Annotated in this window: 10 protein-coding genes; 7 read left to right on the top strand and 3 right to left on the bottom strand. The window is 67.8% G+C overall.

The window, feature by feature from the left end:
* Positions 1-16 precede the first annotated feature (16 nt).
* The 3 genes from ACSFBL_RS02825 to ACSFBL_RS02815 are packed head-to-tail and all read left to right on the top strand — an operon-like array spanning position 17 to position 4,426.
* Positions 17-1,468: an efflux transporter outer membrane subunit gene (locus ACSFBL_RS02825; protein WP_435514218.1), complete on the top strand. Its 1,452-nt coding sequence runs from the start codon at positions 17-19 to the stop codon at positions 1,466-1,468.
* Between the two features lie 21 nt (positions 1,469-1,489).
* The gene (locus tag ACSFBL_RS02820) at positions 1,490-2,806 is read left to right on the top strand and encodes an HlyD family secretion protein (protein ID WP_435514217.1); all 1,317 of its coding nucleotides are present in this window, start codon (positions 1,490-1,492) and stop codon (positions 2,804-2,806) included.
* A gap of 18 nt (positions 2,807-2,824) precedes the next feature.
* Positions 2,825-4,426: an MFS transporter gene (locus ACSFBL_RS02815; RefSeq protein WP_435514216.1), complete on the top strand. Its 1,602-nt coding sequence runs from the start codon at positions 2,825-2,827 to the stop codon at positions 4,424-4,426.
* Positions 4,427-4,441: 15 nt separating this feature from the next.
* On the opposite strand, the gene ACSFBL_RS02810 is transcribed toward ACSFBL_RS02815, so the two are convergent.
* On the bottom strand, positions 4,442-5,356 hold the full coding sequence (locus ACSFBL_RS02810; protein WP_435514215.1) for a LysR family transcriptional regulator: 915 nt from the start codon (positions 5,354-5,356) through the stop codon (positions 4,442-4,444).
* Between the two features lie 234 nt (positions 5,357-5,590).
* Between ACSFBL_RS02810 and ACSFBL_RS02805 the strand changes: the two genes are divergently transcribed.
* Positions 5,591-5,950 carry an alpha/beta hydrolase gene (locus ACSFBL_RS02805; RefSeq protein ID WP_435514214.1) on the top strand — a complete coding sequence of 120 codons (360 nt, stop codon included), beginning with the start codon at positions 5,591-5,593 and terminating at the stop codon, positions 5,948-5,950.
* A gap of 34 nt (positions 5,951-5,984) precedes the next feature.
* Here the strand turns inward: ACSFBL_RS02805 and ACSFBL_RS02800 are convergent, their stop codons facing one another.
* Positions 5,985-8,876, bottom strand: a complete 2,892-nt coding sequence (locus ACSFBL_RS02800) for a 2-oxoglutarate dehydrogenase E1 component (protein ID WP_435514213.1) — start codon at positions 8,874-8,876, stop codon at positions 5,985-5,987.
* A 402-nt stretch (positions 8,877-9,278) separates the two neighbouring features.
* Here ACSFBL_RS02800 and ACSFBL_RS02795 point away from each other — a divergent pair, with 402 nt between their 5' ends.
* The gene (locus ACSFBL_RS02795) at positions 9,279-10,232 is read left to right on the top strand and encodes an enoyl-CoA hydratase/isomerase family protein (protein WP_435514212.1); all 954 of its coding nucleotides are present in this window, start codon (positions 9,279-9,281) and stop codon (positions 10,230-10,232) included.
* A 26-nt stretch (positions 10,233-10,258) separates the two neighbouring features.
* On the opposite strand, the gene ACSFBL_RS02790 is transcribed toward ACSFBL_RS02795, so the two are convergent.
* A complete protein-coding gene (locus ACSFBL_RS02790) occupies positions 10,259-10,969 on the bottom strand; it encodes a GntR family transcriptional regulator (protein ID WP_435514211.1) in 711 nt (236 codons plus the stop codon).
* 188 nt (positions 10,970-11,157) lie between these two features.
* On the opposite strand from ACSFBL_RS02790, the gene ACSFBL_RS02785 reads away from it, so the two are divergent.
* Both ACSFBL_RS02785 and ACSFBL_RS02780 read left to right on the top strand, forming a co-directional pair.
* Positions 11,158-11,895 (top strand): DUF969 domain-containing protein, encoded by a 738-nt coding sequence (locus ACSFBL_RS02785; protein ID WP_435514210.1) that lies wholly within the window; start codon positions 11,158-11,160, stop codon positions 11,893-11,895.
* Between the two features lie 2 nt (positions 11,896-11,897).
* Positions 11,898-12,854, top strand: a complete 957-nt coding sequence (locus ACSFBL_RS02780; protein ID WP_435514209.1) for a DUF979 domain-containing protein — start codon at positions 11,898-11,900, stop codon at positions 12,852-12,854.
* Positions 12,855-12,858: the final 4 nt, after the last annotated feature.

Below are 12,858 nucleotides of genomic sequence, written 5' to 3'. Positions count from 1 at the left end.
CACCGCGAGCCCAGCGATGAACGCTTCACTTCCCCCTTCGACGATGCACGCGGGCCGCGTGTGGCTCCTCGCCGCCGCAGGTGCACTGTGGCTCGCGGGGTGCGCGCTGCCCGTCCGTTTGCCTCCGCCCGTCGCGAAGCTCGACGGCGCCGACGTCGGACTTCAGCCGGATGCGGTCGCAGTGCCGGTCGACGAGGCCTGGTGGCGCGTGTTCCGCGACCCGACCCTCGACGCGCTCGTCGACAAGGCCGTCAGGGACAACCCGTCCCTCGTCATTGCGGACGCCCGGCTGCGGCGTGCCAGGGCCATTGCCGATCGCGTCGATGCCGAGGATTGGCCGCTGTTCATCGCCCGCTTCGACAACGTCTACCAGCGCTTTCCCGAGCATGCGCTGTTCCCGCCCAGCATCGGCGGTACGCAGCAGAACCTCGCGACTGCCCAGGTGGCGATGCTCTGGGAGCTGGATTTCTTCGGCCGCAATCGCGCAGCCTTCGACGCGGCGCTGGGCGCGGCACGCGCGGCGCAGGCCGATGCCGCGATGGCCCGGCTGCTGCTGTCCACGCAGGTGGTGCGCACCTACGTCCAGCTTGCGCGACTGATCGCGCTGCGCGAGGTGGCCGAACGCACGCTCGCACAGCGCGCGGAAGTGCTGGCGCTGGTCCGGCGCCGCACCGACGTCGGTCTCGACACCGCCGTCGAACTGCAGCAGGCCGAAGGCGCGATCCCCGACACCCGCCAGGCGATCGATGCGCTGGACGAGCTGATCGCGGGACGTCGTCATGCGCTCGCGGCCCTCGCGGTGCAGCCCATCGACACGTTCGCCGGTTTGCAGCCGCACATTGCGCAGCTGGAGGCCCAGGCCCTCCCTGACAACGTGCCCGCCGATCTGCTCGGGCGCCGGGCGGACGTCGATGCGGCGCGCCGTCGCGCCGAGGCCGCGGTGCGCGAACTCGACGTCGCGCACGCCGACTTCTATCCGAGCGTGAACCTGGTGGCCTTCGCGGGCTTCAACGCCCTGGGGCTCGATCGTCTTTTCGAAAGCGGGAGCCGCCATATCGGCATCGGCCCCGCGATCCGGCTGCCGATGTTCGATGCCGGTCGGCTGCGTGCCAACCAGCGCGCGAAGGCGGCCGACCTCGATGCGGCCATCGCCGCCTACAACGCTGTCGTGCTCGAGGCCGTGCGCGACGCCGCCGACCAGATCAGTGCGCTGCAATGGATCGCCCGTCAGCAGCAGGACCAGACGCGCTCGCAGGCCTTCGCGGAGCGCGCCTATCGGCTTGCCGTGCAACGCTACCAGGCGGGTGTCGGCTCCTACCTCGTCGTGCTGAGCGCCGAGACCAGCGTGCTCACGCAACGACGCGCGGCGGCGGACCTGCGGGCGCGCGCGCTCGACGGCCAGGCCGAGTTGATGCGCGCGCTGGGCGGAGGCTATGTCGCGTCCGTCGAGAGCACCGTCGCGCGTTGACCAACCGAGCGAGAACCAGTCATGGACACACCCACCGTCGCACCTTCCACGGCGCCACCCGCCCCCGGGTTGCCGCCGCCCGCCGCGCGGCGACGCGAGCTGCCATTCCTGATCGTCGGTGGCCTGGCACTGGCGATCGTGCTCGGGGTGATCGCTTATCAGGCGCTCGGCCTCGCGCCCACGGTGAGCACGGACAACGCCTATGTGCAGGGCAATGTCATCCAGATCACGCCGCAGATCGCGGGCACCGTGCTGGCCGTGCGCGCGGACGACACGGACTTCGTGCGGGCCGGGCAATCGCTGGTCCGCCTGGACCCGTCCGATGCGCGCGTGGCGCTCGACCAGGCCGAGTCGCAGCTGGCGCAGACGGTACGCGAGGTGCGCACGCTCTTTGCCAACAACGAGGTGCTCGACGCGCAGATCGCGCTGCGGCAGGCCGACGTGGCGCGGCTCGAAGCGGACCTCGCGCGCGCCCAGCTCGACGTGCGGCGGCGCGAGCTGCTGGTGCAGGACGGCGCCATCGGGCGCGAGGAGTTCGAGCATGCCACCAGCCAGCTCGTCGCCGCGCGCAGCTCGCTCACCTCGACCCGCGCGGCGTCACGGGCCGCGCAGGCGCAGCTCGCGGCGAACCGCTCGCTGACCGACCGGACCACGGTCGAACGCCATCCCAATGTCCTGCGCGCCGCGGCGCGCGTGCGCGAGGCCTACCTGGCACTGCGTCGCAGCGAGGTGTGCGCGCCGGTCGACGGCCTGGTCGCGCGGCGCAGCGTGCAGATCGGCCAGCGTGTGCAGGCCGGTGCCGGCCTCATGACGGTGGTGCCGCTGGATGGCATCTGGGTCGACGCCAACTTCAAGGAGGCGCAGCTGCGCCACCTGCGCGTCGGGCAGGTCGCCACGCTGGTCTCGGACCTTTATGGCGGCGATGTGCGCTACCACGGCATCGTGGCGGGCCTCGGTGCGGGCACAGGTGCCGCGTTCGCGCTCCTGCCGGCGCAGAACGCGTCGGGCAACTGGATCAAGGTGGTGCAGCGGGTCCCGGTGCGCATCGTGCTGGACCCGCGGGAGATCGCGGCCCATCCGCTGCGCATCGGCCTTTCCGTCGAGGTGTCGGTCGACACACGCGGGACCGATGGCCCGCGCCTCGGCGAGGTCGTGCGCCCGGCCGCGGCCGCCAGCGCGTTGTCCGAAGGAGAGGACAGCGCCGCCGAAGAGGCGGTGCGGCGGATCATCAGCGAGAACGTCGCGCCCGGTAGCGAAGGCGCCTTGGCCCGGCCTGCGGGCCGCACGCCGCTTGTCCGCGACGACCTGCGTCGCACGTCCGCGTCCACGCCGCGCTGACGCTCACCCGAGGTCCCCATGCCCACGCCTTCGACGTCTTCCGGCAATGGCGCACCGTCGCGCCTCAGCCAGTTCGCCCTGCTGATGCTGATCGGCGCCCTTCCTTTCAGCGACTTCCTGCAGATCGGCGTGTACGCCTTCAATGCCGCGCCGATCGCGGGCGACCTCGGTGCCAGCCCCGAGGAGTACAGCCTCGTCGCGACCTTCTACGCCATCACCGCGATCGGCATGATCTTCAACCACCGGTGGATCGTCGAACGCGTCGGCTGGCGCTGGTTCATGCGTGGTGCGAGCCTGACGTTCGCAACCGGCGCCGTCCTGTGCGCCACGAGCGACACGCTGCTCGGCTTCACCATCGGGCGGCTGGTCACGGCATTGGGCTGCGCGTCCTTCTTCACGGCCGGTCGCGTGCTCGTGAACCTGATGCCGCCTTCCCCGAAACGCTTCACCGGGATCCGGTTCTTTGCGTCGGGCGTCGCCTGGGGCGGCGTGTGCGGGCCGCTGCTGGCCTCGACGGCGCTGTCGCTGCAGGACTGGCGGCTCGCGTTCGCCGCGCAGGTGGTGCCGGCGGCACTGATCGCGCTGTTCGGCGAACTGGCGCTGCCGCGAATGCCGCTGCCCGTGCGCACGCCGTTCGATGCGCGCGGCCTCGTGACGCTGGTGGGCGGCAGCGCGTTGCTGCTGTTTGCGCTTCAGCGCAGCAGCTTCGACTTCTTCTCGCAGCGCCAGCCGCTCTACGTCTACGTCGCGGTCGGCCTGTTAGTGCTGGTGCTGGCGGTGTGTCTGGTCCTGCACCGCGAACGGCCGGCCCTGCGCCTCCAGGACATGTCGCAGCCCCGCTACCTGATCGGCCTGGCCGCCTTCGCGGTCGGCTATGCGCTGCTCGGCGGCAACAACACCGCGATTCCTTTGCTGCTGTTGAACGGCCTCGGCCTGCCCCTGGAGATCATTGGCCGCTACGTGGCCCTCGGTGCACTGGGCGGCGTGATGATGTGGATCCTGCTGGCCCGGCTGGTACCGCGCAACCCTGGTCCGACGCGCTATTTCGTGCTCGGCTTTTCGCTGCTCGCGCTCTGCGGCATCCTGCTGGGCCGCCTCAGCGAGGCGGCCGACCCGGAGAGGCATGTGCTGCCGGCGCTGTTCTGCAGCAGCGCCTTCGTGATCGCGGTGCTCTCGACCACGGCGGTGCAGACCTTCCGCGACGTGCAGAAGGACGAGACCGTGTTCTCGCATGCCAATCAGGTGAAGAACGTGCTCGCGCAGTTTGCCGTGGCGGCGGGCTCCAGCATTGCGACACTCTTCATCCAGTGGCGCACCAACCTGCACTACGGACGCGTGGACGAGTCGCTCGCTTCCACCAACCTCGCGCTCCAGGACGCGTTGCGCGTGCTCGCGCAGCGCTATGGCGCGACGACCGACCCGGAAAGCGCCCTCCGGATGGCCACGGCCACCGTCCACAACCTGCTGGCGCAGGCCGCGAGCTTTCTGGCGTTGCTGGACTACTTCGTGGGCGTCGCCGCTTTTGCGGGGCTGTGCCTCGTCGTCGTGCTGGCGGAACACGTGTGGCGACAGAGCCGCCTGCGCGCGCTGCAGCCGGCACCTGTCGGCGGCAAGTCCTGAAACGGGACACGCGACTCAGCGTGTCCGCGCGTCCGCCCCCTTGCCGAAGCGCTTGACCCGCGAGGCCATGAAGTCCAGCAGCGCACGCAGGGCGGCGCTGTTGTAGCGTCGCTGCAGGTAGGCGGCCGAGAGCCACAGGTCGCTGCGGACGTTCTCCTGCAACACCGCTTCCAGTTCGCCCTTGTCGATGCGGGACTGCACGAGCAGCGTCGGCATGTAGAGCACGCCGTAGCCTTGCAACGCGACGTCGATCAAGGGCGCCAGTTCGGTCGCGTCCATCCGGCTCCGCACGGGGACCTCGACCGCCTTGCCGTCCACCTGGAAGCCCCAGACGGCGGGCTGGCCCTGGCCGAAGTTCGTCAATGCATCGTGCAGGGCCAGATCGCCGGGGTGCGACGGCTTGCCATGCTTCTTCCAGTAGGCGGGCGATGCGCAGACTGCCATGTCCATGAGCAGCAGCGGCCGCACGATCAGGTTGTCGTCGGCCACGGGGCCGAAGCACAGCGCGACGTCGACGCCTTCCTCGGCAAGATCGACGACACGGTTGGTGAACTGCACGCTGATATGGACCTCGGGGTAGTAGCCCATGAACTCCGCCAGCAGGCCGGGAAGGTTGCCGTGTCCCATGTCGTGCGATGCGGAGATCTTCAGGCGTCCCTGCGGTGTGCCCGCGTGGTCCTTGAGCTCGGTCTGTGCGACTTCGATCATCTCGAGCACCGGCGTGCTGCGCTCGAAGAGAAGCGTCCCGGCATCCGTGAGGCTCACAGATCGCGTGGACCGGTGAAAGAGTCGCACGCCGAAGCGCCCTTCGAGTTCCGAGACGTATTTGCTCACCGTGGCTTTCGACACGTTGAGTCGCGTGGCGGCGCGCGAGAAGCTGCCTTTGGCGGCGACCTCCCGGAATGCCTTGATGAGTTCGAGACTGTCCATGAGTGACTCAATTCCATTCAATTCGATTTGACAGGGCGCTTTGTTTCGCGCGCACAAACGGGGTGATTCGGTCTCGCGCGAGTTATTGCGCAATGCCCCGGACAGAATCGATTCACGGGCAGGCACTCATGCAGGCCCGAGTGAAAGAGGCCTCGCGAAAGTGGCGCATTGACTCCACGCCCGATCGCCAGGCCAGTCCTATTCAACTGTCTTGCTGTGCAAAGGAAACTTGATATGAAGACTTCGAAAGTCATTGCCGTTCTCGTGTTCGTTGGCGTCTCTGTCGTCGCCGCCCAGGCCGAAACCTATGGCGGGGTGCACCCGGCGACCAACGGCCGTGCGCGGGCCGATGTCGCTTCGGAAGCCGAGCGGTCCGCCGCCGGAACGAGCGCTTACGCGGAGGCGGCTTCCGCAGGCGTTGCCCCGGCCCTGGTCACGCCGAGGGATGACGCCATGGTGCGCAAGGAAGCCGTGGAAACCGCCCATCGCCCCAATCAGAATGTCGACGGCAAGGCGTTCGTCAACAGCGTCGTGCCCTCGCAGTACTCGAACGGCAGTCTGAAGATTCGGTCGAGCGCTCAGGCCGGTATGTGATCCCAGGGTCGCGCTCGACGCGCGATCCAAGTCCTCAGGGGGCCTCCACGGGCTCCCTGGCTTGGCGCGCCGGGTCGCTGTCCGGCTCCAACGTTTCGATGGCATCGGCGTTCGGGTCGCGGAATGCGTCCGCGATCAATGCCGCCTGCTGCAAGGCGTGCGCGGCCGGACCGCCCGGCGCGGTCGAGGCGGCAGCCGGCGGGCCGGCGTACTGCAGGGACGCCCCGCCCGCCAATCCGTGCAGGGTGCGCTCGACCGCAACCCACGCGCCCTGGTTCTCCGCTTCTTCCTGGCACCAGACGATCGTCTCGCACTTCGGGTACAGCGCGAGTTGCGCACGCAGTGGCGCGTCGGGAAACGGGTAGAGCTGCTCGAGTCGCACGATGGCCGTGTTGTGGAGACCATGGGCACGTCGATGCTCGACGAGTTCGTAGTACACCTTGCCGGTGCACAGCACGACGCGCTCGACCGCGTCGGCGGCCGGCTTGAGGAGCAGTGAATCACCGAGCACTTCCTGGAACTTCCCATCGGCGAGTTCGTCGAGCGAACTGACCGCGGCAGGATGCCTCAGGAGCGACTTGGGTGTCATCACGATGAGCGGACGGCGATGCGGGCTTACGGCCTGCTTGCGCAGCAGGTGAAAGAACTGGGCCGGTGTGGTCGGCTGGCAGACCTGCATGTTCTCTTGCGCGCAGAGTTGCAGATAGCGCTCGAGGCGCGCCGATGCGTGCTCCGGGCCCTGGCCGTCCTGCCCGTGCGGCAGGAGCAGGGTGAGGCCGCTGCGTTGGCCCCACTTGGCCTCCCCCGCGGACAGGAACTGGTCGATCACGACCTGCGCCCCGTTGGCGAAGTCGCCGAACTGCGCTTCCCACAACACGAGCGCGCTCTCGTGGACCAGGGAGTAGCCGTACTCGAAGGCCATCACGGCCGCCTCCGAAAGAATCGAGTTGGTGACGGTGAAGCGTCCCTGTGACGGCGAGACGTGCGCGAGCGGCTCGTAGACCCCATCCGACCGACGATCGCGGTTCTGGTTGTGGAGCACGGCATGGCGGTGGCCGAAGGTGCCGCGTGCGCTGTCCTGTCCGCTCAGGCGGACATCGGTGCCTGTAGCCAGGAGCGACGCGAACGCCAGGTGCTCGCCCATGCCCCAGTCGAGCGGGCGAAGGCCAGCGGCCATCTCGCGGCGGGCGCTCATCACCTTGGCGACGAGCGGGTGCAACTGATAGTCGTCGGGGTACGCCGTGATCCGCTTGGCGAGCGCCTGCAGGTGATCGCGTGCGGGTGGCGAAGACGGCATGGGCGCGGTGTCTCGCGGCGAAGGCTGCACGTCCGATGAGGGCTGCTCGCTGCCGGCAGGGGAGGAGGCCGAGTGTGCGATGTCGAGTCGTTCGCGGTAGGTGCGCTGCAGGTACTCGACGTCGAGCGACGAGAGCACGCCTTCATCCACCAGCTTGTCCGCATAGAGGCTCCTGAAGCCCGGATGCGCCGCGATCGATCGGTACATCAGCGGTTGCGTCATGTTGGGCGTGTCCTGCTCCTGATGCCCATGGCGACGGAAGCAGACCAGCTCGATCACCACGCTGCGGTTGAAGGTGGCGCGGTACTCGACGGCGAGCTGTGCCGCCATCAGCACGGCTTCCGGGTCGCCGCCATTCACGTGGAGCACGGGCGCCTCGATCATCTTGGCGATGTCGGTGCAATAGAACGACGATCGTGCGTCGCGCGGGTCCGAGGTGGTGAAGCCCACCTGGTTGTTCACCGCGACGTGCACGGTGCCGCCTGTCCCGTGCCCGCGTGTATAGCCCAGGCTCAGGGTCTCCATCACGACGCCCTGGCCGGCCATGGCGGCGTCGCCGTGGATCTCGACCGGAAGGACTGCCGCCGGGTTGTCCAGGGCTTCGCCACGCGCCCGCGCCATTCCCTGCACAACGGGATTCACGACCTCCAGGTGAGAAGGGTTGAAGGCGAGCAGCACCTCGACAGGGCCGGCGTCGGTCTGTGCCTCTCCCGCGTAGCCCTTGTGGTACTTCACGTCGCCCGCGAGCAGCGACCCATCGGCGCGTCCTTCGAATTCATCGAAGAGTGCCCGCGGCGGCTTGCCCACGGTGTTGACCAGCACGTTGAGGCGGCCGCGGTGCGCCATGCCCATCACCAGGCTGCGCACGCCATGCGAAGCGCCGGACTGGATCAACGCATCCAGCAGCACGATGAGCGATTCGCCGCCCTCCAGCGAGAAGCGCGTCTGACCGACGTAGCGGGTGTGGAGGTGCTTCTCGAGGCCTTCGGCCGCCGTGAGCCGTTCGAGGATCCGCAGCTTCTTCTCGCGCGTGAGCGTCGGTCGGGCGCGTGTGGACTCGAGTCGCGACTGCCACCAGCGGCGCTGCGCCGCGTCGGCGAGATGCATGAATTCCGCGCTGAGTGTCCCGCAATACGTTTCCTCCAGCGCGGCCACGAGATCGGCGAGGGGGACGTCATCCTCGAAGAGAAAGGTGTCGCCTCGGCTGAACGTCGTCAAGAGATCCCCGGGTGTCAATCCGTGGTACGAAGGCGCGAGATCGGGCACGTCGGGAATCGGAGCCCATGCCAGCGGATCGAGACGCGCCTTGCGCGTGCCGACCATGCGATAGGCCGCGATCAACGACTGCACGGCGACCTGTTTGCGGGCAAAGCGGGTCACCTCTCGCGACGAGACGGCGTTCGAACTTCCCTGTCTCGCCAGCGCCGCAAAATGATCGACCACGGGGCGGTGGGCCACATCGCTTTTCGAAGACCCGTCGACTGCGGGAGCCGTCTGAAGAGCGTCGAAGTAGCTTCGCCAATCGTCCGATACCGCGTTCGGGTCCGTGAGGTACGCCTCGTAGAGTTCCTCGACGTAGGGCGCGTTGCCACCGTACAGGAATGAGGTGGTCCGGTTCCTCTTGAGCATGCGAGATACCTTTTCGTGTCCGGCGACCCGCTTCATTCCGTGAAGCGCAGTTCGAGGCGGCGAGCCGTCGCGCAATCGAACCGACATGTGACAAGCGAAGGCATTGACGACCGCAGGATGCTCGCGAATGGAGCGCGCTGCGCGGGGTCCGGTCACATCGCACCGGTTGATGAAAGTCTAGGTTCGCCTCGCGATGTGCGGATGGTTCGATGCCACGCTCGACGGCCAATGTGTGACTGTTTCGGGCCATGCCCATGGGCGCCATCGACGCTGCGCCAACAAGCAAGGCGGAGGTTGCACGTTCGCATTGGACCTCCGTTCGAAGGATCGATCCGGATTCGGCGGGATGCCGCGTGCCACATGCGCCCCGCACACTCATCCCCATCGCCCTGGAGACCCACCATGAAGTCGCATCTGCTCGCCACGACGCTTCTCGCCGCCGGCATCGTGTTCACCCTGCCCGCTCCTGCACAGAATGCGCCTGCGGCGCCGCAGGCCGCGAAGCCTCGCTCGGCCACCGATGCCAAGGACCAGGTTCGCGTGACGCGCGTGACGCCCGAATACTGGCGCGTCACCTTTCACAACCCGCCCTTCAACATCTACGGCCCGAACACGACGCTGCAGTTGAACAAGGTCGTGACCGCGATCGAAGCCGACCCGCAACTGAAGGTCGTGGTGTTCGACAGCGACGTGCCCAACTTCTTCCTGACGCACTACGACTTCGTGCCGCCGCTGACCGATACGACGAACCTGCCGCCGGGCCCGACCGGTCTGCCGCAGCTTCCGGACATGCTGGTGCGGATCACCAAGGCACCCGTGGTGTCGATCGCATTGATCCGCGGGCGCGCGAGCGGGGTCGGCAGCGAGCTCTCGCTGGCCAGCGACATGCGGTTCGCGAGCCGCGAGAAGGGCATGCTGTCGCAGTTCGAGATCGGCGCCGGCTTCGTGCCCGGTGGCGGGCCGATGGCGCGACTGCCGCGCCTGATCGGAAGGGGCCGCGCGATGGAAGTGCTGATGACCGGCAGTGACATCAGCGGCGAACTCGCCGAGCGCTATGGCTATGTCAATCGCGCGCTGCCCGATGCGGAGCTGGACGCCTTCGTCGACGCGATGGCCCGTCGCATCGCAGGCTTCGACAAGCAGTCCATCGCCGACATCAAGACCCTCGTGAACCTCGCCAGCCTGCCGCCGAACGATCAGGTCGGCGCCGAGTGGGAGGCTTTTCTCACCTCGGTGAAGCGCGCGCCCGCGCAGCAGAGGATCGGAGAGTTGATGGAGATGGGCCTGCAGACCAACCCGGATGTCGAGCGGCGGCTGCCGGACTACACCGGCAAGCTCGGCGCGGCGGCGAAGTAGGCCCGGCGCGCGAACGCGTCCGAGCGTCAGCTCTCCCGGCCGGCGTCGCTGATATGCCGCGCATAGACCGCCAGCACGATGCGCTCGGAGTGCACGAGGTAGTCGTTGAGCGCGGCGGCCGCGCCTGCGTAGTCGCCGGCTTCGGCGAGCTGGAGGATCTTCACGTTCATGTCGACGTACGGCGCGTGCAGGAACTCGGGATCGCGCAGCAGCCCGAAGGCCAGCCGCAGTTCGGCCAGGACCGGCGCGAAGAGTTGGTTGAGGCGCTCGCTGTCGGCCAGCTCGACGACGGCCATGTGGAAGGCCATGTTCGCGGTGCCCACGCCCAGCCAGTCGCCTTCGGCACGGCAGCGCAGCGAGGTCTCGACCGCGTCGCGCATCTTCTTCTTGGCCGGATGGCGCGGGTAGGCCTGGGCGAGGGCCTGGCATTCGATGAGCCGGCGCACGCGGTAGATGTCGATGATCGACGCGATGCTGGGGACCGCGACGAACACCCCGCGATTGGGCGCGTGCTTGACCAGGCCGTCCTTGGTCAGCACGCGGAACACCTCGCGCAGCGTGTTGCGCGAGATGCCCATGCTGTCGCTCAGCGCCTGCTCGGAGAGCCGCTGGCCGGGTGAGAACTCGCCCTGGGTGATCTTCAGGCGCAGCTGTTCGGCCACGCGCTCGCTGAGCGTCTGACCTTGCGTCTCGAGGGGGACGGGGGAAGGGGAAGAAGGGGGTGCGGCAGGCCTCATGGGGTCCCGGTTCTAACAGATGCTCGACCACGGCCCGGCCGATTGCTCAACAGGATTGGGGTTTTTACCTAGAAATTGGCATGCAACTTGCGAGCAATGTTTCTGCAATTGTTCAACAATCACGTGCCTTTGACTCAATCGATCGTTCAGTCTGTTGAGCCAACCACACTTCACCAGGAGTCACTGCCTTGCCCACCGACATCAACCTTTGGCCCATGCTCGGGGTCGCCGTCATCATCGCGGGGTTCATCCTGCGCTTCAATCCGATGCTGGTCGTGATCGTCACGGCCATCGTCACCGCCTTCGCCGCGCACTTCCCGGTCGACAAGATCCTCGCGGCGATCGGCACCGGCTTCATCAAGACGCGCAACCTGCCGCTGATCATCCTGCTGCCGCTGGCCGTGATCGGCCTGCTCGAGCGGCACGGGCTGCGCCAGCACGCCCAGAACTGGATCAGCACGATCAAGTCGGCGACGGTCGGGCGCCTGCTGATCGTCTATCTGGGTGCACGGCAACTGACGGCCGCGGTCGGCCTCACGAGCCTGGGCGGGCATCCGCAGATGGTGCGGCCGCTGTTGGCGCCGATGGCCGAGGGAGCGGCCGAGGCGCGCTACGGCAAGCTGCCGGAGCGCATCCGCCACAAGCTGCGCGCCTACGCCGCGGCCACCGACAACGTCGGCCTGTTCTTCGGCGAGGACATCTTCGTGGCCTTTGGCGCCATCGTGCTCATGACCACCTTCCTGCGTGAGGCAGGCATCGACATCGAGCCGATCCGTGTCGCGCTGTGGGGCATTCCGACGGCGACCTGTGCCTTCCTGATCCATGCCTGGCGCCTGCGCCGGCTCGACCGCATGCTGGCACGCGAGCTCGGCGGCGCCGCGCCTGCGGCGTCCACCGCCGACGATGTCGCAGTGAAGGGCGCCTGATCATGACGCTCTCGATCGTTCACCTCTACTACCTGGTCGGCGGGATCCTCGCCATCACCGCGTGGATGACGCTCAGGGACCGCCAGCATCCCAAGCGTTATTCGAGCGCCTTCTTCTGGGGCCTCTATTCCCTGGTGTTCCTGGTCGGCGACCAGTTGCCGCCCGTATGGGTCGGTATCGGCGTCGTGATCATGGCGCTGATCGCCGCCTTCGGCGGTGTGGGCGTCGGACGCCACAGCGAGCGTTCCGCGGCCGACTACGCGGCCAGCGCCAAGCGGCTGGGGAACAAGCTGTTCATTCCGGCGCTGGCGATTCCGCTGGTCACGATGCTCGGGACCGTCTTCGCCAAGTACCTCGTGTTCGGCGGCACGCCGCTGCTCGATCCGAAGAACAGCACGCTGGTGAGCCTGGGTGTCGGCTGCCTCTTCGCGCTGGGCCTGGCGTGCTGGCTCACGAAGGAAACGCCGGTGCAGGGCATCCGCGAATCGCGCCGCCTCACCGACGCGCTCGGATGGGCGCTGGTGCTGCCGCAGATGCTCGGCATGCTGGGGCTGGTGTTCTCCGATGCGGGCGTGGGCAAGGCCGTCGCGCACATCACCACCAACTACATCAACATGGACGTGCGCTTCTTCGCCGTCGTGGTGTACGTGGTGGGCATGGCGCTCTTCACGGTCATCATGGGCAACGGCTTCGCGGCCTTCCCGGTCATGACGGGCGGCGTGGGCGTGCCGATCCTGGTCGGCGTGTTCCACGGCAACCCGGCGGTGATGGCCGCCATCGGCATGCTCTCGGGCTACTGCGGCACGCTGCTGACCCCGATGGCCGCCAACTTCAACATCGTGCCCGCCGCGCTCCTGGAGCTGCCCGACAAGAATGCGGTGATCCGCGCCCAGGTGCCGACCGCGCTCACGCTGCTGACCTGCAACGTGTTCCTGCTGTACTTCCTGATGTTCCGCTGAAGGA

It is taken from the genome of Variovorax glacialis, from assembly GCF_051216375.1.
In the GTDB taxonomy this organism is placed as follows: domain Bacteria; phylum Pseudomonadota; class Gammaproteobacteria; order Burkholderiales; family Burkholderiaceae_C; genus Variovorax.
Note: the sequence above shows the minus strand (reverse complement) of the source record. Positions and strands in the feature narration are given on the sequence as shown.

Coding starts and splice junctions, on each gene's coding strand:
- ACSFBL_RS02780 (WP_435514209.1), top strand. CDS start 11,898: ATGACGCTCTCGATCGTTCACCTCTACTACCTGGTCGGCGGGATCCTC.
- ACSFBL_RS02815 (WP_435514216.1), top strand. CDS start 2,825: ATGCCCACGCCTTCGACGTCTTCCGGCAATGGCGCACCGTCGCGCCTC.
- ACSFBL_RS02820 (WP_435514217.1), top strand. CDS start 1,490: ATGGACACACCCACCGTCGCACCTTCCACGGCGCCACCCGCCCCCGGG.
- ACSFBL_RS02795 (WP_435514212.1), top strand. CDS start 9,279: ATGAAGTCGCATCTGCTCGCCACGACGCTTCTCGCCGCCGGCATCGTG.
- ACSFBL_RS02800 (WP_435514213.1), bottom strand. CDS start 8,876: ATGCTCAAGAGGAACCGGACCACCTCATTCCTGTACGGTGGCAACGCG.
- ACSFBL_RS02810 (WP_435514215.1), bottom strand. CDS start 5,356: ATGGACAGTCTCGAACTCATCAAGGCATTCCGGGAGGTCGCCGCCAAA.
- ACSFBL_RS02790 (WP_435514211.1), bottom strand. CDS start 10,969: ATGAGGCCTGCCGCACCCCCTTCTTCCCCTTCCCCCGTCCCCCTCGAG.
- ACSFBL_RS02825 (WP_435514218.1), top strand. CDS start 17: ATGAACGCTTCACTTCCCCCTTCGACGATGCACGCGGGCCGCGTGTGG.
- ACSFBL_RS02805 (WP_435514214.1), top strand. CDS start 5,591: ATGAAGACTTCGAAAGTCATTGCCGTTCTCGTGTTCGTTGGCGTCTCT.